This window comes from Plesiomonas sp. ZOR0011, from assembly GCF_000800945.1.
GTDB classification, from domain to species: Bacteria; Pseudomonadota; Gammaproteobacteria; order Enterobacterales; family CAMTGL01; genus Plesiomonas; species Plesiomonas shigelloides.
The window spans coordinates 15,719-37,198 of sequence record NZ_JRKB01000042.1; the positions used below are offsets into that span (position 1 = coordinate 15,719).

Genomic DNA, 21,480 nt, shown 5'->3' on the forward strand with positions numbered 1-21,480 from the left:
TATGTCATCACCAAATATTGTCTGGACTCGTATTGATGAACGTCTGTTGCATGGCCAGATCCGAATTACCTGGGGTAAGCATACTGAAGCTAACTTGATTCTGGTTGCCAACGATGATGCTGCTGAAGGACCGAATGCTGCGTTTATGCAAGCTGGTATGAAAGCATCTGCCGGTGGGGAATATGCTGTACGCTTCTTTAGTATTCAAAAAACAATTGATGTGATTCATAAAGCCTCTGCACAGCAAAAGATTTTTATCTTGTGTAATAACCCAACCGATGTTGCTCGCTTGGTAAAAGGTGGGGTACCTATTACGCACTGCAATGTAGGGAATATGCATTTCCATGAAGGTAAGAAGCAAATTGCAAAAACAGTATCGGTGGATGAAAAAGATATTTTAGCTTTTGAGTCTATGGTTGATGCTGGCGTGATTTGCACTATTCAAAATACACCAGATCAAGCACCTGTTCCGGTGTTGGAGTTGGCGAAAAAAGTTGCGTAATTAATTTCGTATAACAAGGATGAACATATGTTATTTGAAGCTACGTTAGTAGCTGTATGGGCATTTTTGTGCGGCATCGATAAATATGATGTGGCACTTAATATCCATCGGCCATTAATTACTGGCCCCGTTGTGGGCCTGATTATGGGTGATATGCAAGTTGGTCTGATTGCAGGGGCTACTTTGGAATTGGCCTGGTTAGGTCTGGTACCCAATGCCGGTGCTCAGCCACCAGATGTTACTTTGGGAACAATTGCCGCAGTTGCTTTTGCCATTATGACCGGTCAATCACCTTCCGTAGCCATGGGCGTCGGTATGCCTATTGCTGTGTTGATGCAAATGCTGGTCATTGGTTTCTTTGCCATGACGTCATTTACCATGGGTAAAGCGGATGCATGTGCAGAGCAAGGGGATTCCGCGGGAATTGACCGCCTATTGATCGCCACTATTTCTTTGCGTTCGTTGTTATATGCCGTAGTCGCTTTCTTCACGGTCTATTTCGGTGAACATGCTGCTGCTTGGATTGACGCTAATGCACCGAAAGAACTATTAACTGGTTTAGGCATCGGTGCCAAGATGGTTCCGGCGATTGGTTTTGCCATGCTGCTTAAAATCATGTGGTCAAAAGAGGTGGCTGGCGTTTTCTTCATCGGTTTTGTGATGACGACTTATTTGAAACTCCCAATTATGGCAGTAGCAATTTTGGGCGCATCAGCAGCGGCACTATATTTCTTCTTTAGTGGCAATGGAAATAACAATAAGCAAGTCGAGGAGTTTGAAGATGGCATCTGATCTGGTTAGCGGGCGCGTACATGTCAAGACTCCCGAACATGAAAGCTTGATTGATAATATCGATGCCTATGAAGATACAACACCACGTAAAGTGATCAGCAAAAAAGATCTGTGGCTGTGTGCTATTCGTGGCTTGTTTATGGAAGGGAATTTTAACTTCGAAAGAATGCAGGCCGGTGGTTTTGCTTACTCCATTATTCCTGCGTTGAAGAAAATTCATGGTAATAATAAACGTGATTTTGCTAAGGCCCTAAAAAACCATCTGCAGTTTTTTAATGCTAGCCCGAAACTCTTTACCTTCTTGCTGGGTACCGCCATTGCTATGGAGGAGAATAAAGAGAAGCCTTCAACTGTAAACGTGATGAAGGTTGCAGGTATGGGGCCAACCGGCGGTATTGGTGATGCTATCGACCATATGACCTTAATGCCATTGACGTTGGCATTGGGGGCGTCGATTGCTATGGAAGGCTCAATCGCGGGGCCATTTGTTTTCTTCTTCTTATATCAGATTGTGCATTTTGCTGTTTATTTTGGCTTGATGTTTATGGGCTATAAAGCCGGTACAGCAGCCATGGTAAATATGAGTGCTTCAACTGAGAAGTTGGCAAAGGCCGCCAATATCATGGGTATTTTTGTCATCGGTGCGTTGTCGGCGTCATTTATCAAAGTGCAGACCACAGCATCCTTGGAGTTGGGGGGAAAAGTGGTCGAACTCCAAAGTGCCCTTTTTGACAAAATAATGCCCAATCTATTACCGCTAGCCTTGGTGTTTTTCATGTTTAAGTTAGTGAAAGGTACCGGATTCTGGGCTAAGCCACCCGTGCTGATTTTCTCCACTCTTGCTGCTGGCGTTGTGGGTCACTTGCTTGGAATTCTGTAATTAGTCATACATCGGGAGAGGATTAAACCTCTCCCATATCAGCTTCAAAGGATTGTTAATCATGATCGGGATTGTAGTTTCTGGGCATATTAATTTTGCCTCTGGTATGGCTTCAGCGGTTCGCGCTATTGCTGGTGATGCTGAAAATATTGCTTATGTCGATTTTGTAGAATCAATGTCGACTGATGAATTAGAAAATACATTACGTCTGGCGGCTAAGTCTGTTGATGCAGGAGAGGGCGTTTTATTTTTAACTGACGTGCCTGGCGGCTCCCCCTCTAATCGTGCGTCGGCCATTTTAATGGATGAGCCAGCCTATGAAATGCTAGCCGGTGCTAATTTACCAATGATTGCCAATGCTATTTTCGAACGAGATGGCGTTAATATTCCTGAACTGATGGATATTTTATTAGATATCGGTCATGCCTCATTACAGGATATGCGTAAAGAGCTTAATGCAGCAATGCAAAGTCAGCCTGAACTTGAATGTGAAGATGGGTTGTAATATGCCATTTTCACTGCATCCTGAGCGGGTTTTCACGGCCAATGGCATTTTAAATAATGCGTATGTTGTTGTTGATAACGGTCAGGTAACGGATATTCGTTATTCGCGACCCTCTGATATGCCTGTGATAGAGCTGAGCGGGAAAAGCTTATTACCCGGCTTTATTGATATGCATATTCACGGTCGTGCTGGGCATGATGTGATGGACGCCTCACCAGAGGCGTTGCAGAAGATCAGTCATGCCTTGTTATCCACTGGCGTCGTGGCATGGGTTGGAACGACAGTCACGGCTCCTTGGGATGACATTGTGCGAGCGATTGCGATGGTGCGCCAATTTCGCCAAGAGCAGAGCGGTGGCGCTCGTTTAGTTGGTAGTTTCCTGGAAGGTCCTTACTTCACTGAACCTTGTCGTGGCTCACATCCTACTGCTTATCTGAAAGCACCACTGCGTGAGGAATTAAGCCAATTAGTGGCTATTGCTGATGGCTCGTTGTTACGAGTTGCAATGGCGGCGGAGTTTCCTGATGCCCCGGAATTAACGCATTGGTTGGTTGAGCAAGGCATTAAAGTTTCCGTGGCACATTCAGATGCCTCTTTCGTGCAGACACAAGAGCTGTATGAAGCGGGAATGGACTGTGGTGTGCATCTTTTCAATGGGATGCGTGGCTTGCATCACCGTGAGCCAGGTTGCTGCGGTGCGTTACTTTATCACCAGATCCTTTGTGAACTGATCGCCGATGGCGTGCATGTTCACCCTGTCATGATGCAGCTTGCTTATCGCATGAACGGATACCAAAACATCGCGTTGATCACCGATTGTATGCGTGCAGGAGGCTTACCGGATGGTGACTATGTATTAGGCGCGCAAACAGTTTCGGTCAGCCATGGTGAGGCGCGAACGCGGGATGGGTCATTAGCGGGGAGTACCTGCAGTTTGGATCACGCGGTGCGCAATATGATTTTTAGTGTCGGAATTGATGAATGGGAAGCCGTACAAATGGCGACGGCGGTTCCGGCGCGTTACCTCAAAATCGATGACCAGTTAGGTGATATTGCCATCGGAAAAGCGGCTTCATTTGCTGTTGTCGATCACGATTTTCACCTCCAGCAAACCATGCTGGATGGTGAGTGGGTTTTTATCAAATAATCAATAATGAGTGGTGGAAGAACATATGGAAATTCGTCAGCCAATTCATAGTCAGCATGCCAAGCAACTCGATACTGCGGGCTTGCGTGAGCAGTTTCTGATTGAAAATTTATTTCAAGATGGCGCAATCCAATTAGTTTACAGCCATATCGACCGCATCATCATTGGCGGTGTTGTGCCAAAAGCAGAACCGATTGCTCTTACTGGTGGCAAGGAAATCGGGGTCGATTTTTTCCTGCAACGTCGAGAGCTCGGCGTTATCAATATTGGTGCACCTGGTTTAGTGATTGTGGATGGTAAAACCTTCGAAATTGGCGAGCGTGAAGCCATTTATGTCGGAGTTGGTGCGCAAGATATCCGTTTTGCCAGTGTTGATGCGGCGCGTCCTGCGCGTTTTTATCTGAATTGTGCACCGGCTCATCATTCTTACCCCACTCGTAAAATCACACGCGATGATGCGGCACCAGAAACGTTAGGGTCACCGGAAAACTGTAACGTGCGCACCATCTACAAATATTTGCATCCATCGGTATTGCCAACTTGCCAGTTGCTCATGGGCATGACTGAACTGGCGCCGGGCAGTTTGTGGAACACCATGCCGTGCCACACTCATGAGCGCCGCATGGAAGTGTATCTCTATTTTGACATGAATAAAGACAACGTGGTGTTCCATTACATGGGGGAGCCACAAGAGACACGCCATCTGGTTGTGCGTAATGAGCAGGCGGTTATTAGCCCAAGTTGGTCGATTCACTCCGGTGTCGGTACTTCTGCTTATACCTTTATCTGGGGAATGGTGGGTGAGAACCAGACCTTCCACGATATGGATCATGTCGCTATGAGCGATTTGAAATAACCCATCTTTTACTCCTCGCCAAGGAGGCATCTCCTTGGCATACAGGATGACAGCAAGGAAAAGGATCCAAGATGAATAATCTGTTCGATTTGACCGGCAAAGTTGCGATTGTGACTGGTTGTGATACTGGTTTGGGTCAAGGAATGGCCATTGGTCTGGCTAAGGCGGGGGCTAATGTGGTGGGCGTAGGTTATGTACCCGCGCCAGAAACACAAGAAAAGATTGAAAAAATCGGGCGTAAATTTCATTACATTACGGCGAACTTATTACAGCAAGATCAGCTGACTCAAATCGTGGCAGAAGCCGTGGAAGTCATGGGGCGGGTTGATGTACTGGTAAATAACGCCGGGATCATCCGTCGTCAGGATTTGCTCGAGTTTTCCGAGAAAGATTGGGATGACGTTTTGGATATCAATCTGAAAACGGTCTTCTTCTTATCACAAGCGGTAGCAAAACAATTTATCAAGCAGGGTACCGGCGGCAAAATTATCAATATTGCTTCAATGCTCTCTTTCCAAGGCGGGATCCGTGTGCCGTCGTATACCGCCAGTAAGTCTGCGGTGATGGGCGTGACGCGTGCGTTGGCCACCGAATTGGCGGCGCATAACATTAACGTGAATGCAATTGCGCCAGGCTATATGGCAACCAATAACACGGAAGCGTTGCGTGCTGATGCTGAGCGTAATGCGGCGATCCTGGAGCGAATTCCAGCGAACCGTTGGGGCTTGCCATCAGATCTGGAAGGCCCAGCGATTTTCCTCGCTTCCTCCGCCAGTGATTATGTCAATGGCTATACCATTGCGGTTGATGGTGGTTGGTTGGCTCGCTAAGGAGGCGCATGATGTCTTTTTTGAACTCAGAGTGCATTCTCACATCGATGAAGCGCGTGTACCAATATCAGCGTGATCATCAGACCCGCAGTGTGGTACGTAGCACAGGGAAAACGCGTTTTATTAAAGACACCGACTGGGAGCGCGGCGTGTTTTGGTCGTGTGTCGCGACTGCGTGGCAAGCCACTGATGATAATGAATATCTCGATGGCGTCATGAATTACACCCTGCATACCGGATTTCGCACTGGCCCCAATCCCCGTTTTGCCGATGATCATGTCTGTTGTCAGGCCTATCTGGATGTTTATCCGCTGATCAATAAAGTGGAAGCGCTGGAGCCGACCATCAAAGCCTTTGATCTGATGCTGAATGAGCCGCAGCCGGGACGTAAAGATTGGTGGTGGTGTGATTCGCTGTTTATGGCTCCACCGGCATTTGCGGCATTGAGTCAGGTGACTGGCGAGCGCAAGTATTTGGATTATATGAATAGCGCATTTTGGGATGCGATGGCGCATCTCAAAGATCCACAAACAGGATTAATTTATCGCGATCAACGCTATATCCCAGATGGTCGAGGCGGTGAACTGCGCGAAAGCAACGGCGAGAAAGTTTTTTGGAGCCGAGGGATTGGCTGGGTGTTAGCAGCGCTGCCTCGTTTGCTGGATCGTATGCCTGCGGATTTTGCTGCGCGTGAGCAGTATGTTAGTGCTTACCGAGAATTAGCTGCGGTGGTTATTCCTTATCAGCAAGCGGATGGCATGTGGCGTACTAGCTTACTTGACCCACAAAGTTTCCCAGCAAAAGAGAGCAGTGCTACCGCGTTGTTCTGTTATGGACTGGCGCGTGGCATCAGTCTTGGGATTTTAGACCGTGAAACCTATTTGCCGGTGATTGAAAAAGCATGGCTGGCCTTGCTGAGCTGTATTCATGACAACGGCATGTTGGGGTGGGTTCAGTTACCGGCGTTCAATCCGCGTGATGTACGGGCGGAACATAATATCGACTACGGCGCAGGTGCCTTCTTATTAGCCGGCTCGGCTTTGCTTGCGCTGACAAAATAATGCTTACCGACAGCTGGCTGATGCCAGCTGTTTTTTTATTGTCTGTTCTCTACACATGGAATTAAGCCCGCCTTGGCACTGCTGATTGCCTGAGGGCTATCGTAATGGAGTGAATCTGAATGAGTAGACGTACCAAGCCTAGCCGAGTCTTTTTGCTCTCTCTGCTATCGACATTAGTGCTAAGTCCACAAGCCAGTTACGCCCTGAGTGAGCCAGAAACGGCAGCGTTGATGGATATACGTGCCGAAAGTGATTACCAGCAGTTACGTAGTAAATGGCGCAGCGGTTTTTTAGGTACTGATTCAGCACAATTAGATGAAGAGCTGTTAGCGCGCATTGCCACCACGAATCGCGAGGCGAATAAGCAGTGGGCAAATATGTTAATTGCTGAATCTCGTTTGAGCTTGTGGCGCGATTTGCCTTTAGATGACGTGACCGACGCGGGTAAAAAGAAACTGGGCGCTAATTTACGTAGCTCATATCAACGCCTGTTCAGTATGGCCAAAGCCTATCAAATGGCGGGCGGAGAGTTGTATCAGCAACCTCAATTACTGCAATCCATTATTGATGGTTTAGCGTTTCTTAATCAGCGCTATTATAAACCCGGCGTTAAGGAATGGGGGAATTGGTGGCATTGGGAACTCGGGATCCCAAAAGATATCCACAATATTTTAATCGTACTGTATGAACAGTTACCGAGTGAGTTAATTCAAGCAAATACAGCCGCTACCCGCTATTTTACTCCATTACCGACCCATCTTGGTGCAGGTCCGGGTGCCGATACTTCCAGTAACCCTAAATACCGGGAGTCTACGGGCGGAAATCGAACAGATAACAGTCAAGTGGTGTTGCTGCGCGGGGTGCTCGACAATAATGCGGCAGAGATAAATGCTGCGGTAACGGCGTTATCTCCGGTGGTTGAATATGTGAGCACCAGAGATGGTTTTTATACGGATGGCAGTTTCATCCAACACTATGATATTGCTTACAACGGCACTTATGGCAATGTGTTGTTAGGGGGATTAGGCGCGTTAATTGATTTAGTTGCTGGTTCACCTTGGCAAGCGACAGATCCTAAGTTGCAGGAAATTTATCCGATAATTTTCAAAAGTTACGCGCCGTTCTTATTTCGCGGCACCATGATGGAATTTGTTAACGGGCGAGCGATTTCTCGACCGCAGGAGCAAGGGCATCAAGTTGGTCATAATGTCATCAACTCTCTTTTGTATTATATCGATGCTGCGGCTCCTGAATATCAAATGCGACTAAAGCAGTTGATTAAAGAGCAAATTACGTCGGATACGCTTTTAAACCCACTGACTTCGATTAACCATGTCGGCAATTACTTAAAAGCCAAAGAGTTAGTTAGTGATCCGCGCATTGAAGAGTATGAGGATGAAGCGGAGGGCTTTCATTATTTCCCCGCTATGGAAAGAGCTGTCTTTCGTCAAGATGACTGGGCTTTTGCTCTGGCATTGCACTCCAATCGAACGGGTAATTTTGAGTGCATGAATGAGGAGAATCGCCGCGGCTGGTTCACTGGGGATGGCATGGCGTATCTCTATACCGATCAGCTCGACAGCTATCAAGATTTCTGGCCAGCGGTAGACAGTTACCGTTTGGAGGGGACTACAGTTGATAACCAATTGATGGCTGACTGCCAAGGGCAACGTAATCAGCTCAAAGGCGGCTCGAAAACCACCATGGGCTGGGTTGGTGGCGCTAAATTGGATGAGATGGGCGTTGTCGGGATGGAGTTCTCTAACTGGAATGACACCTTGAGCGCCAAAAAGTCTTGGTACATGTTCGATGACGAGATTGTGTTTGTTGGCTCAAATATTCAGTCGCATATTGGTGCAGACGTGACTACCACTGTATTGAATCGCAAGTTGTCTCAGGATCAAACGGTGAATGTGTATCTGGATGGTCAGCCATGGCAGGGCGAAGCACAGGTAACGGCCAAAAGTATTCGGCTCACCCGCTCGGCAGAGGGGAAAGGCAGTGGTTACCTCTTTTTACAGCCAACGAGTATTAACTTAACTCAAAGCCGGCGCAGCGGAGATTGGAGCGAGATTGGCACTAAATCCGGTCAAGTAACGGCAAACTTTATTACCGCAACACAAAGCCACAGCCAGCAAAATAACCGCTATGCCTATATCTGGTTACCTGAGGCGGAGGATTTGGATGAGTACGTACAAGACGCTCCAATCAAACTCGTGCGTCAGGACGAGAGCGCCCATATTGCCAGCTATCCAGAGAAAGGTGTTGTGGCAGCCACGGTGTGGGGCATCGAAGAGGTGGCGGTAACTCCGCATGTCACCGTGTCAGGCGCGGCCGCGCTGTTACTTAAGCAAGAGAAAGGGCGAAAGCAGATTGCGTTGACCGATCCTCTGCAGACACAAGCGCATATTACGCTGCGCTTTAACAAACCGGTGAAAATCATCTCTGATCCACAAAACCGTGTACAGATTAGCGGTCATAAAGAAGTGATGGTGGATATGCACAATCTACGTGGGCAAACGTATCTGTTTAGCGTGAAATAACATTCGGCGAAATAGGCTCCGCTGGTACTCGGTGGTGCTCAATTCCTCATCACCGTAGTAGGCATGGATAGGCTCAGGTCACTGAAATCGGTGATCTGAGCCTTTTTCGTCATGTATGGGGAGGATAATAGCGCGTATGATAGCGGGCTGACGCTGCTCTATTTTTCAGCTATAATCCGGCCCCTCCGGCTGCGGCCGTTCCGGGCCTGACAGACTCAAGACTGTCGGTTCTCTCTGTTGTTATCATTAGTACTGATTTTAGGTGGTATGGCGCGTCGGTTTGCGACCGCGGTACGACTGCGTGTATTGCAGAAGAGGGCAAGATAGTAACCCAGTCTTGTATCTCCTTTATTAATTACAGGATTTGCCAAGCTTTATGTCATATCTAGAGGAAGTGGCTACTCGCCGCACGTTTGCAATTATCTCTCACCCGGATGCCGGTAAAACCACCATCACGGAAAAAGTGTTGCTGTTCGGACAGGCCATTCAGACCGCAGGTACGGTAAAAGGTCGTGGTTCAAGCCAACATGCGAAATCCGACTGGATGGAGATGGAAAAGCAGCGTGGGATCTCGATTACCACCTCTGTAATGCAGTTCCCGTACCGCGATGCGTTGGTAAACCTGCTGGATACCCCGGGTCACGAAGACTTCTCGGAAGATACCTACCGTACCTTGACCGCGGTTGACTGCTGTCTGATGGTGATCGATGCCGCCAAAGGTGTTGAGGATCGTACCCGTAAGCTGATGGAAGTTACCCGTCTGCGTGATACGCCGATCCTGACCTTCATGAACAAACTTGACCGTGACATCCGCGATCCGATGGAATTGCTGGATGAAGTGGAAAGCGAGCTGAAAATTGCTTGTGCGCCAATCACGTGGCCAATTGGCTGCGGCAAGCTGTTCAAGGGTGTGTACCATCTGTACAAAGATGAAACCTACCTGTATCAAACCGGTATGGGCCACACCATTCAGGAAGTGCGCATCGTTAAAGGTCTGGATAACCCTGAGCTGGATAAAGCGGTGGGTGAAGACTTGGCGGCGCAGCTGCGTGATGAGCTGGAGCTGGTACAAGGCGCGTCTAACGAGTTTGATGAGCAAGCGTTTTTAGACGGTGAGCTGACTCCTGTATTTTTCGGTACCGCGCTCGGTAACTTCGGTGTTGATCATATGCTCGATGGTCTGGTGCAGTGGGCGCCCGCGCCAATGCCACGTCAGACCGATACCCGTACCGTGTCGGCGGAAGAAGAGAAGTTCAGCGGCTTCGTGTTTAAGATCCAAGCGAACATGGATCCGAAGCACCGTGACCGTGTAGCCTTCATGCGGATCGTGTCCGGTAAGTATGAAAAGGGCATGAAACTGCGCCATGTGCGTCTGGGTAAAGATGTGGGCATTTCTGATGCGCTGACCTTTATGGCCGGCGATCGTGAGCAGGCTGAAGAGGCTTATGCTGGCGATATCATCGGTCTGCACAACCACGGAACCATCCAGATTGGTGATACCTTCACCCAAGGTGAAGATATGAAGTTCACCGGGATCCCGAACTTTGCGCCAGAGCTGTTCCGCCGTATTCGTCTGCGTGATCCGCTCAAGCAAAAGCAGCTGCTCAAAGGTCTGGTACAGCTGTCTGAAGAAGGTGCCGTGCAGGTGTTCCGTCCGCTGATCAACAACGATCTGATTGTGGGTGCGGTCGGTGTGCTGCAGTTTGACGTAGTGGTGGCGCGTCTGAAGTCGGAATACAACGTGGATGCGCTGTATGAGTCGGTGAACGTGTCAACGGCCCGTTGGGTTGAGTGTGACGATGCCAAGAAGTTCGACGAGTTCCAGCGTAAGAACGAAATGAACTTGGCGCTGGATGGCGGCGATAACCTGACTTACATCGCGCCAACCATGGTTAACCTGAACCTGACGCAAGAACGCTATCCGGAAGTGAAATTCCGCAAAACGCGCGAGCATTAATGCCACGCTGTCAGACAGAACAAAAAAGCGCCGCAAGGCGCTTTTTTATGGTCGATGTTATGGCCGTCTTTATGCTCGAGAGCAGGCTGCCGACCGTCGAACTGACGCTGTGTCAGGCTGAATAATTATATACCCGACCGGTTTCGGTGTCGTACAGACCAATGGCATGGCCGTTGACGCTGCCGTGGAAATATTTTCCGGTATGGAAATCGTAACCTTTAAAGCGATTACCGCTCAGTTCGAGCTGAATTTTTGAGCGAGTCTGGGCATCATAAAAATCCAGTTTGCCCGGGCGCCCTTGATTGCTCATGAAGTGGCTGCCGCTGTTAACGTCATAACCGCGGATCCGGCCACTGCTGATCTTGACCTGGGTGTTCTTGTAGCGTCCTGCGTGATAATCATAGACAGACAGCACCCGTTTATCACGCGCTGCCGCACCGATGATGGCTGCTACTCGTGCTCGGGTTGACTCTTGCATGATAACTCCTTATTTGTTCATTCAATAAACAGGCAGGCGCTGTGTCCGCTCAGTGCGCCACCTGTGTTCAGATTCACCTTGTGCAGGTCAGGACACCTTTTCCGATAATTTCCCATTGTAACCAAGTTTGTCAACTGCTGTTTTAATATACACTGGCATAGCAGGCTAAATTCAGCACGGGCAGCTAAATTTTTTGCTTAAATTGAATTTATATGTTGTTTGCGTGCGTTTTTATGTTTGCTTTCGGTGGGGGTGGTGCAGGTTAGTTTTGCCCGGACAGAAGACGAGCGCGTTTGTGCAGGAAGGAAAGATGGCAGCCGAAGTATTCGACTTTGGCTGCCGCATGGCATGAGTCTATCGGTGATGAGTAAGGCCGATAATAGGGCGGAGCTTCCGCCCACCGACATTACTTTTCGCGCTGTCATGGGCGCGCGCGTTGCGCTATTCCCGCGATTCCTAATACAGCGACAGCGCGCCAGCGATTACGGATTCAGGCGCTGTGGCTGCCAGTTTTCGCCCACGCGCTCAAAGCGGATGCGGTCGTGCAGACGGCTGGCTTTGCCCTGCCAAAACTCGATGGCATGTGGACGCACCAGATAGCCACCCCAGTATGGTGGTAGCGGTACATCACCGCCGGCGAATTGCTTAGCAAACTCCGCTTCGCGTTGCTCCAATTCTTCACGACTGCTCAGTGGACGCGATTGATGCGATGCCCAAGCGCCAATTCGACTTCCGCGCAGGCGGCTTTGGAAGTAACGATCTGAGGTTTCACGGCTGACGCGCTCGACAGTGCCTTCAATGCGTACCTGACGCTGCAAGATGTTCCAGTGGAATACCAGCGCTACTTTCGGGTTTTGCTCCAGCTCTTCCCCTTTACGGCTCTCGTAGTTGGTGTAGAAGGTGAATCCGTCTTCGGTCACATCTTTGAGCAGTACAATACGTGCGGAAGGCTGACCATCGGCACTGACGGTGGCCAACGTCATCGATTCGGGCAGGATAATCCCGGAGTCTTGGGCATCGTGAAACCACTTCTGAAACAGCTGATATGGCTGATCATTTTCTTGTGGAGAGTGCTCAGGCAGAGCCAGACCTTGCCCCATCGTCATGGCGCAGCGTAGTTTATTCAGTAATGACATGGTTGCGTCATCCTTTTCGTCATATAAATAGGCACAGGGTAAAACAACTGACCGACAGCATAAAGGAATTGGCGAGTCGCTGAGCAAAAAAGTGTGCTTTGCGCCCGTATTGTGCTCTGCGGCACGCTGTTGGGGGGGCGCGTAAGGTAAGTGTTGGCGGGGGGCTGATGGTCAGGATGAGAAAAGCAGCGTGAGCCAACAAGGGGAGTTCGCTTGGCACAGATAGAGACAGAAACATTGATTCATCAATACCCATTGATTGATACGCACTGCCATTTTGATGCGTCGCCGTTTGCAGGGCACAGTGAGGAGGCGTGGGCGCAGGCGCGATCTCAAGGCGTAGCGGCCATGTTGGTGCCGGCGGTGAGCGAGCAAAATTTTGCCGCCGTGCTGGCGCTATCGGCGCAGGAGGGGATTTATGCCGCTTTGGGGTTACATCCGCTTTTTGTGGCGCAGCACACGGAGAGTGCGCTGGCCCACTTAGAGACGCTATTAACCCAATATGCCGCCGGAGCACTGTGCACTGATGACGGGCGGCCGCTAAAAGTGGCGGCGATCGGTGAGATCGGGTTGGATTTATGGATGCCGGAGCCGGATCTGGCGCGGCAAATCACATTGCTGCGCGCACAATTGGCATTGGCCAAACGTTTTGCGCTGCCGGTGGTGTTGCACTCGCGCAAAAGCCACGATCTGTTGTTGCGAGAACTGCGCCGCTGTCCGCCGGCAAGAGGCGGTGTGTTACACGGTTTTTCCGGCTCACTGCAACAAGCGCAGGCTTTTGTGGCGTTAGGGCTCTGTATTGGTGTAGGGGGCGTGATCAGCTATGCGCGGGCGCAGAAAACCCGCCGTACGGTGGCGGCGCTACCGTTGGAGTGTTTGGTGTTAGAAACGGATGCGCCGGATATGCCATTAAGTGGTTATCAAGGTCAACCGAATCGGCCTGAGCGGGTACAACAAGTCTTTCAGGCATTGTGTGAACTGCGTAGCGAATCGCCGGATTACATCGCTGAAATTGTCTATAAAAACAGCGTTAAAATGCTAAATTTGTGAGTGAACGCAAGCGATTAACCGCGCGTCAGCTCTGGTATCGAGGTGTCATTAGTGTGATCGGTGTCTAGTGTTTATGATAATTGTTTCTGAAGGTGGGTAACTTTTGTGATGTGAGTAAAGAAAGAGACCCTTCCCCTATGTATAATGAGCGCCGTTTTCAAGGTGAGCCTCGTTTAAATTCGCCTGATATATTTTGATACGATTATTTGCTGTGTCCAGACCATAGGGATCTTCTTCCATGCAATTGATTATGAGCCTCGTTGGCATGGCCGTGTTGATTGGAATTGCAGTACTGCTTTCCAGCAACCGTAAAGCCATTAAGTTACGTACAGTGGGTGGCGCATTTGCTATCCAAGCTGGTATCGGTGCCTTTGTACTTTACGTACCAGCGGGCCGTAAGGTGCTGCTGGGTATGTCCGAAGCAGTAGCAAACGTGATTGCTTACGGTAACCAAGGGATTAACTTCCTGTTCGGCGGCCTGACTTCTGACAAAATGTTCGAAGTATTTGGCGGCGGTGGCTTCGTGTTCGCCCTGCGCGTTCTGCCAGTTATCGTGTTCTTCTCTTCCCTGATCGCGGTGCTGTACTACTTAGGCATTATGCAGTGGGTTATCAAGATTTTAGGTGGTGCGCTGCAAAAGGCTCTGGGTACTTCTCGTACTGAGTCTCTGTCTGCAACAGCGAACATCTTCGTGGGTCAGACTGAAGCGCCGCTGGTGGTTCGTCCATACATCGCGACCATGACCAAATCTGAGCTGTTTGCGGTAATGTGTGGTGGTCTGGCATCCGTAGCGGGCTCCGTACTGGCGGGTTACGCGTCGATGGGCGTGCCGTTGGAGTATCTGATTGCTGCGTCCTTCATGGCCGCACCGGGTGGTCTGCTGTTCGCTAAGCTGCTGGTTCCTGAAACCGAAGCTGAGCGCGATACTAACGAAATTGATACTGCCAACGCGGAAGACAAGCCAGCTAACGTTATCGATGCTGCTGCTGCCGGTGCCGCATCTGGTATGCAACTGGCCCTGAACGTAGGTGCGATGCTGCTGGCGTTTATCGGTCTGATCGCGCTGATCAACGGTATTTTCGCAGGTGTAGGTAGCTGGTTCGGTTATCCGCAGCTGTCTTTGGAGCTGATCTTAGGTTACGTGTTCTCTCCTCTGGCGTTCATCATCGGTGTACCTTGGAGCGAAGCGAATGTCGCTGGTTCTTTCATCGGTCAGAAAGTGATCGTGAACGAATTCGTGGCTTACCTGAACTTTGCCCCGTACCTGAAGCCAGATGCAGAAGTGGCCGCGGCTGGCCTGCAAGTGCTGTCTGCACACACTAAAGCAATCATTTCCTTTGCTCTGTGTGGTTTTGCTAACCTGTCTTCTGTGGCTATCCTGCTGGGTGGTCTGGGTAGCATGGCACCAACGCGTCGTCACGACATCGCCCGTCTGGGTCTGTTGGCGGTGGTTGCGGGTACGCTGTCTAACCTGATGAGTGCAACTATCGCTGGTTTCTTCTTGGCACTGTAAGCGTTATTGATTGGCCGGTGAAGCCGGTCAGTCATGCCGTTACATTGAATGCTAAACGTGATAACGCCACATCCGTAAGGAGTGGCGTTATTTTTTTATCTGGATTTCTCTTTGGATAAGAGCACGGATAAGAGCGCGTTGTTGTGGCCGGTTGTTTTGGGTTGCATGATGATCCTCTCATCTCTCATCTCTCATCTCTCATCTCTCATCTCTCATCTCTCATCTCTCATCTCTCATCTCTCATTTCTCATCTCTCATCTTTTTGTCTTTTGTCTGGTGATCCCTGACTGAATTTTTGCTTTTGGGCTCTCGGCATGGTGGTGATTTTGGGTGTGGGTGGACGAGTAATTTGAGGGCGTTGACGGCGAGATGCGCGCGTTAAATTACTGACCAAGCCGGTGAAGCGTGAATTTTGGCTGCTGACGAAAACGATTCCGGTACGATATTTTGTGAATCGTCTCATGTTATAATTCCTTAGCATTGCAACAAGAGTGGCAGTGTTGTGAAATTGTCGGGTAATTAGCTTGCTAACCGCTGGAATTAAGCCCTGATGTATGCAGGGGTGCGGTGAAAGGGATGTCGCTTGAACAGGCAATGATTGCCGAATAAATCATGTTCAAGTCTTCAGGGAACAAGTCCGCTCGCCAACGCTCGCAGGAGCCGGCAGACAGCCGGCGCCCCAAATTTTGAGTGATTTGTTGAGTTGGAGAGTCACATGACTGATATTAAAGTTTCTGCACAGCGCGCTTTGCGTCTGATGGATCTGACCACACTGAATGACAACGACACCGATGAAAAGGTGATTGCGCTGTGTCATCAGGCCAAAAGCCCGGCTGGCGAAACTGCGGCCGTTTGTATCTACCCGCGTTTTATTCCGATTGCGCGCAAAACATTGCGTGAGCAAGGTACACCAGACATCAGCATTGCTACAGTGACTAACTTCCCACACGGTAATGATGACATTGCGATTGCAGTGGCGGAAACCCGTGCGGCAGTGGCCTATGGTGCGGATGAAGTTGACGTGGTATTCCCATACCGCGCTCTGATGGCGGGTAACGAGCAGGTTGGTTTTGACCTGGTGAAAGCCTGTAAAGATGCGTGCGGCGAGCATGTGCTGCTGAAAGTGATCATCGAAACCGGTGAGCTGAAAGAAGAGGCGCTGATCCGTCGTGCGTCTGAAATCTCTATCGATGCTGGTGCTGATTTTATCAAGACCTCAACCGGTAAGGTTGCTGTGAACGCTACCTTGGAATATGCCCGCATCATGATGGAAGTGATCCGTGACATGGGCGTGTCTGAGCGTGTGGGCTTCAAACCTGCCGGTGGTGTGCGTACCGCGGAAGAAGCGGCGCAGTATCTGGCGCTGGCTGACAACATTCTGGGCAGCGGCTGGGCGGATAAGCGTCACTTCCGTTTCGGTGCTTCTAGCCTGCTGGCAAGCCTGCTCAATACCCTGGGCTATGATGCCACTAGCAACAGCAGCTACTAAGGGCGCGCTGTTTAGCACCCGTTCTCCACGATAATCCGAAGGTGTTTGAGCACCTCGAGTCTGACAGAGTGCCGGTCAGCCGGCACTCTTGATGTTCTGTATCCTGACCGCAGTCTTAGGGAGTGAACCATGTTCCTGCCGCAAGAGATTATTCGTAAAAAACGCGACGGCATTGCCCTGAGCGATGCTGAGATTCGATTTTTCATTCAGGGCGTGGCTGATAACAGCATTGGCGAAGGCCAAATTGCTGCGCTGGCGATGGCTATCTATTTCAAGGATATGACCATGGATGAGCGCGTGTCGCTGACCATGGCGATGCGTGATTCCGGCATGGTACTGCGCTGGGATGATCTGGATTTACCGGGCCCGGTGGTGGATAAGCACTCCACCGGTGGGGTGGGTGATGTCACCTCCTTGATGTTAGGCCCGATGGTGGCCGCCTGTGGCGGTTATGTGCCGATGATTTCAGGCCGTGGCTTGGGCCATACCGGCGGTACGCTGGACAAGCTGGAGTCCATTCCGGGTTATGACATTCATCCGGACAATGCGCGTTTTCGTCGTATCACCCGTGAGGTGGGCGTGGCGATCATCGGCCAGACCGGTGATTTAGCCCCTGCGGATAAGCGTTTTTACGCCACCCGCGATATTACCGCCACGGTAGACTCCATCTCACTGATCACCGCATCGATTTTGTCGAAGAAATTGGCCGCCGGTTTGGGCGCGCTGGTGATGGATGTGAAAGTGGGGTCCGGTGCCTTTATGCCAACCTACGCCGCATCAGAAGAGTTGGCGCGTTCGATTGTGGGCGTGGCCAATGGCGCAGGCTGTAAGACCACGGCGCTGCTGACCGATATGAATCAGGTGCTGGCCTCCAGTGCCGGTAATGCGCTGGAAGTGCGTGAGGCGGTGGAATTCCTGACTGGGGTATACCGTAACCCACGTCTGTATGAAGTGACCATGGCGCTGTGCAGCGAGATGCTGCAGGTGTCCGGTCTGGCTGCCGATGATACGGAAGCACGCGCCAAACTGAATGCGGTGCTGGATAATGGCCGCGCGGCCGAAATCTTTGGTCGTATGGTGGCGGAGCTGGGTGGTCCTATCGATTTTATCGAACATTACGATAGGTATTTACCGCAGGCTACGGTGATTAAACCGGTTTATGCTTTAACTAACGGTTTTGTTTCTGCCATGGATACCCGCGCTCTGGGTATGGCCGTGGTGGGGATGGGCGGCGGTCGCCGTAATGCCGGCGATACCATCGATTACAGCGTGGGCTTTAATCAGGTATTGCGTCTGGGTCAGATTGCGGATGCCTCGCGTCCGCTGGCACTCGTCCATGCCCGTAACGAAAGCGAATGGCAGCAGGCTGCCAACGCGATACAGAACGCTATTTCCATCAGCAGCGAAGCGCCGGCACCGACACCTGATGTCTACCGCCGTATTCGCCTGAACGATCTTTAATTAACGGAGGCCACACATGAAACGCGCCTTTATCATGGTTTTGGATTCATTCGGCATCGGTGCTACCGAAGATGCTGTTAAATTTGGTGATGTTGGGGCGGATACCCTGGGTCACATCGCTGACGCGTGCGCCAACGGTGAAGCAGACAACGGCCGTAAAGGGCCTTTGCATCTGCCAAACTTAAGCCGTATGGGCCTTGGCAAAGCGGCCGAAGAATCCACCGGTCGTTTCCCGGCAGGTCTTGATCCTCAGGCAGAGATCATTGGCGCTTACGGCCATGCTGCTGAGCTGTCCTCCGGTAAAGATACCCCGTCTGGTCACTGGGAAATCGCCGGTGTGCCGGTGCTGTTTGATTGGGGCTACTTCTCCTCTCACGACAACAGCTTCCCGCAAGAGCTGCTGGATCGCATCGTAGCGCGCGCTAAGCTGCCAGGTTACTTGGGTAACTGCCATGCTTCCGGCACTCAAATTCTGGATGAGCTGGGCGAAGAGCACATGCGTACCGGCAAGCCGATTTTCTACACCTCGGCAGACTCGGTATTCCAGATTGCTTGCCATGAAGAGACCTACGGTCTGGATAATCTGTATGACCTGTGCAAAATCGTGCGCGAAGAGCTCGATGGCTACAACATTGGCCGCGTGATTGCGCGTCCGTTTGTCGGCAACAAGCCAGGTGAATTCCAACGTACCGGTAACCGTAAAGACTTGGCGGTTGAGCCACCATCAGACACCGTGTTGAAAAAGCTGGTGGATGAGAAAAACGGCCATGTGGTGTCGGTCGGTAAGATTGCCGATATCTATGCCCATGTCGGTATCACCAAGAAGGTGAAAGCGACCGGTATCGATGCGCTGTTTGACGCGACGCTGGAAGAGATGAAGCAAGCTGGTGATAACACCATCGTGTTCACCAACTTTGTGGATTTCGACTCTTCGTACGGTCACCGTCGTGACGTTGCCGGTTATGCCGCGGCGCTGGAGCTGTTCGACCGCCGTCTGCCAGAAATGCTGTCTCTGGTCGGCGAAGATGATATTCTTATTCTGACTGCGGATCACGGTTGTGACCCGACATGGCAGGGTACCGATCACACCCGTGAGCACATTCCGGTGCTGGTGTTCGGTCCGAAAGTAAAACCGGGCTCACTGGGCTTGCGCGAAACCTTCGCCGACATCGGGCAGACGCTGGCAGGGTACTTTGGTACCACCCCGATGGATTTTGGTAAACCTCTGTTCTGATACGGTCTGACGTTTTAGTCTGAGTCAAGTTTGGTCTGAGTAAAGCAATAACTAATAAGGAACCTATAACAATGGCAACTCCGCACATTAATGCTGAAAACGGTGCTTTTGCTGACGTCGTTCTGATGCCAGGCGATCCGCTGCGTGCTAAATACATTGCAGAAACTTTCCTGGAAGACGCAGTTGAAGTGACCAACGTGCGTAACATGCTGGGTTTCACCGGTACTTACAAAGGCCGTAAGATTTCTGTGATGGGCCACGGTATGGGTATCCCATCCTGCTCCATCTATGCTAAAGAGCTGATCACCGAATACGGTGTGAAGAAAATCATCCGTGTGGGCTCTTGCGGTGCTGTGAGCACTGACGTGAAGCTGCGCGAAGTGATCATCGGTATGGGTGCGTGCACCGATTCCAAAGTAAACCGTATCCGTTTCAAGGATCACGACTTTGCTGCTATCGCTGACTTTGACATGGTGCGTAACGCCGTTGATGCAGCGAAAGCCAAAGGCACTAACGTGCGCGTGGGTAACATCTTCTCTGCGGATCTGTTCTACACGCCAGATCCAACCATGTTCGACGTGATGGAAAAATACGGCGTGCTGGGTGTGGAAATGGAAGCGGCCGGTATCTACGGCGTGGCGGCAGAGTTCGGTGCTAAAGCGCTGACCATTTGCACCGTGTCTGACCATATCCGTACTCACGAGCAGACTACGGCTGAAGAGCGTCAGCTGACTTTCAACGACATGATTGAAATCGCGCTGGAATCTGTTCTGCTGGGCGATCAGGAGTAATCCTGTCCCTTAGTGGTCATCTCTTTGGGGAAGCTCACAAGGGATACCGCAGTACAAAAAAGCGATGCTAAGGCATCGCTTTTTTTATGGCTTGTTATGACTTCAGCCAGTTGAGCACGCTGGCCGTGTATTAACGGCGTTGGGGCGGCTTGCGCACCGGCATACGGCGGCGGCGGCGCTGTTTGAGCTGGGCCACCGAAGGCTCGCTGGGTGCGGGGCGTTTTGGCGCGGCGGCAGCTGTTTCGATTGCTGCACTGCTACGCAGTGGCCAATGGAAGGTGCGGTTTTTCAGCAGCATATGCGCCATCACCGCGCCAATTAACGCCGAGGTCAACAGCATCAGACGGATCAGCGTGGTGGTGTTATCAATCAGGCGATCGTCAGTGGATTGCACGTGGGTATCCAGCGTCACCCGTAAAAAGCCCAGTGGCACATTATTTTCGGTGATCACTTCCACCATCTGCCGATTAAACAGCGCATTGCGCTGACTGCCTTCCAGCCCAAGACGTTCACGCACTGTCGTTGCGGTACCCGATTGCGCAATTAAAGTGCCGTCAATGCGGTAGACGCTGGCATCCAAGATCCGATCTTCGCGCGTCAGTTTGTCCAGCAGGGCGCTGACATGATCCGAAGCGTCGTCATTATTCATCAGGGGCGAGAGGTTACCGGCGATTTGCCGCGTTAAGGTGCGCGCCAGCTGATCGACCTGATTGGATCGCGAGGCTTGCGCACTCATACCAAACACGCTGGCCCATTGCAGCATCAACAGCAGCAAACAGGCCCCGATACTGCAAATCAGGATAGTGCGCAGGTGATATTTGATAAAATTGATTATCGGCATCAGAAGATCTCAGTGTAAACAGTGCGCACGAACAAGTAAGGCGACAGCGTTAATTTATCAGTAACAGCAAGGGAGTGCGCGTACAGGTTATACGCTCCCTATGATTTCGTTTTTTTGTGGCGTTTTTCATCCGCGCTCTGACATCCTCGACGCATTTTATCCGCGGCGCGCTTTATCCACGGCGTCGTTTCTCAACGGCATCTGCGCGCATCGGCGTGCGGCAAGAGTTGCCAGAGAGCCCTGCAATAGGATAGTTTGATGCAGCAATACTGCGTCGCGCACTCGTTTGCTTTACCGCTGATGCATGAGATATGCAGCGAAGAGCAGACTGTGCGAAGCCGTTATGCGCCATTTTCTTATCAGCCTAATCAGCACAACTTTGCTTCACGCAGACGACGCCTGCGTGCTGTTCAC

General features: G+C 50.8%; 19 protein-coding genes. 16 read left to right on the forward strand and 3 right to left on the reverse strand.

Features of this window, described 5'->3' with window-relative positions:
• The first annotated feature begins 1 nt into the window (after position 1).
• From agaV to prfC, 10 genes are all read left to right on the forward strand, one after another.
• On the forward strand, positions 2 to 502 hold the full coding sequence (gene agaV, locus L975_RS07830; protein WP_010862493.1) for a PTS N-acetylgalactosamine transporter subunit IIB: 501 nt from the start codon (positions 2 to 4) through the stop codon (positions 500 to 502).
• A gap of 27 nt (positions 503 to 529) precedes the next feature.
• Positions 530 to 1,294, forward strand: coding sequence for a PTS N-acetylgalactosamine transporter subunit IIC (gene agaW, locus L975_RS07835; protein WP_010862492.1), 765 nt, complete (start codon positions 530 to 532; stop codon positions 1,292 to 1,294).
• A complete protein-coding gene (locus L975_RS07840; RefSeq protein WP_010862491.1) occupies positions 1,284 to 2,174 on the forward strand; it encodes a PTS system mannose/fructose/sorbose family transporter subunit IID in 891 nt (296 codons plus the stop codon). Before agaW ends, L975_RS07840 begins: the two co-directional genes overlap by 11 nt.
• 61 nt (positions 2,175 to 2,235) lie before the next feature.
• On the forward strand, positions 2,236 to 2,679 hold the full coding sequence (gene agaF / locus L975_RS07845) for a PTS galactosamine/N-acetylgalactosamine transporter subunit IIA (protein ID WP_039044606.1): 444 nt from the start codon (positions 2,236 to 2,238) through the stop codon (positions 2,677 to 2,679).
• 1 nt (position 2,680) lies between these two features.
• Complete coding sequence (gene nagA / locus L975_RS07850) at positions 2,681 to 3,826, forward strand: N-acetylglucosamine-6-phosphate deacetylase (protein WP_047708030.1); 1,146 nt, start codon at positions 2,681 to 2,683, stop codon at positions 3,824 to 3,826.
• 25 nt (positions 3,827 to 3,851) lie between these two features.
• Entirely contained in the window at positions 3,852 to 4,682 is an 831-nt protein-coding gene (gene kduI / locus L975_RS07855; RefSeq protein ID WP_039044604.1) for a 5-dehydro-4-deoxy-D-glucuronate isomerase, read from the forward strand.
• Positions 4,683 to 4,753: 71 nt separating this feature from the next.
• Positions 4,754 to 5,512, forward strand: a complete 759-nt coding sequence (gene kduD, locus L975_RS07860) for a 2-dehydro-3-deoxy-D-gluconate 5-dehydrogenase KduD (RefSeq protein WP_010862487.1) — start codon at positions 4,754 to 4,756, stop codon at positions 5,510 to 5,512.
• 8 nt (positions 5,513 to 5,520) lie between these two features.
• Entirely contained in the window at positions 5,521 to 6,573 is a 1,053-nt protein-coding gene (locus L975_RS07865; protein ID WP_369795323.1) for a glycoside hydrolase family 105 protein, read from the forward strand.
• A gap of 119 nt (positions 6,574 to 6,692) precedes the next feature.
• Positions 6,693 to 9,116 carry a polysaccharide lyase 8 family protein gene (locus tag L975_RS07870; protein ID WP_047708034.1) on the forward strand — a complete coding sequence of 808 codons (2,424 nt, stop codon included), beginning with the start codon at positions 6,693 to 6,695 and terminating at the stop codon, positions 9,114 to 9,116.
• 376 nt (positions 9,117 to 9,492) lie between these two features.
• Complete coding sequence (gene prfC, locus L975_RS07875; RefSeq protein ID WP_010862484.1) at positions 9,493 to 11,073, forward strand: peptide chain release factor 3; 1,581 nt, start codon at positions 9,493 to 9,495, stop codon at positions 11,071 to 11,073.
• A gap of 112 nt (positions 11,074 to 11,185) precedes the next feature.
• Here prfC and L975_RS07880 read toward each other — a convergent pair whose 3' ends face one another.
• Together L975_RS07880 and pdxH are read right to left on the reverse strand one after the other, a co-directional pair.
• Positions 11,186 to 11,551: a hypothetical protein gene (locus L975_RS07880; protein ID WP_010862483.1), complete on the reverse strand. Its 366-nt coding sequence runs from the start codon at positions 11,549 to 11,551 to the stop codon at positions 11,186 to 11,188.
• Between the two features lie 482 nt (positions 11,552 to 12,033).
• A complete protein-coding gene (pdxH, locus tag L975_RS07885) occupies positions 12,034 to 12,687 on the reverse strand; it encodes a pyridoxamine 5'-phosphate oxidase (RefSeq protein ID WP_010862482.1) in 654 nt (217 codons plus the stop codon).
• A 213-nt stretch (positions 12,688 to 12,900) separates the two neighbouring features.
• On the opposite strand from pdxH, the gene L975_RS07890 reads away from it, so the two are divergent.
• The 6 genes from L975_RS07890 to deoD all read left to right on the forward strand — a co-directional run bounded on the left by L975_RS07890 (position 12,901) and on the right by deoD (position 20,225).
• Positions 12,901 to 13,737, forward strand: a complete 837-nt coding sequence (locus L975_RS07890) for a TatD family hydrolase (RefSeq protein ID WP_230400792.1) — start codon at positions 12,901 to 12,903, stop codon at positions 13,735 to 13,737.
• A gap of 250 nt (positions 13,738 to 13,987) precedes the next feature.
• On the forward strand, positions 13,988 to 15,250 hold the full coding sequence (locus tag L975_RS07895; RefSeq protein WP_170919644.1) for a NupC/NupG family nucleoside CNT transporter: 1,263 nt from the start codon (positions 13,988 to 13,990) through the stop codon (positions 15,248 to 15,250).
• A 715-nt stretch (positions 15,251 to 15,965) separates the two neighbouring features.
• Positions 15,966 to 16,739, forward strand: coding sequence for a deoxyribose-phosphate aldolase (gene deoC / locus L975_RS07900; RefSeq protein WP_010862479.1), 774 nt, complete (start codon positions 15,966 to 15,968; stop codon positions 16,737 to 16,739).
• 129 nt (positions 16,740 to 16,868) lie between these two features.
• On the forward strand, positions 16,869 to 18,200 hold the full coding sequence (deoA, locus tag L975_RS07905) for a thymidine phosphorylase (protein WP_039045720.1): 1,332 nt from the start codon (positions 16,869 to 16,871) through the stop codon (positions 18,198 to 18,200).
• A 16-nt stretch (positions 18,201 to 18,216) separates the two neighbouring features.
• Complete coding sequence (gene deoB, locus L975_RS07910; protein ID WP_010862477.1) at positions 18,217 to 19,434, forward strand: phosphopentomutase; 1,218 nt, start codon at positions 18,217 to 18,219, stop codon at positions 19,432 to 19,434.
• A gap of 71 nt (positions 19,435 to 19,505) precedes the next feature.
• Complete coding sequence (gene deoD / locus L975_RS07915) at positions 19,506 to 20,225, forward strand: purine-nucleoside phosphorylase (RefSeq protein WP_010862476.1); 720 nt, start codon at positions 19,506 to 19,508, stop codon at positions 20,223 to 20,225.
• Between the two features lie 130 nt (positions 20,226 to 20,355).
• On the opposite strand, the gene L975_RS07920 is transcribed toward deoD, so the two are convergent.
• Positions 20,356 to 21,066 (reverse strand): YtjB family periplasmic protein, encoded by a 711-nt coding sequence (locus tag L975_RS07920; protein ID WP_052181342.1) that lies wholly within the window; start codon positions 21,064 to 21,066, stop codon positions 20,356 to 20,358.
• Positions 21,067 to 21,480: the final 414 nt, after the last annotated feature.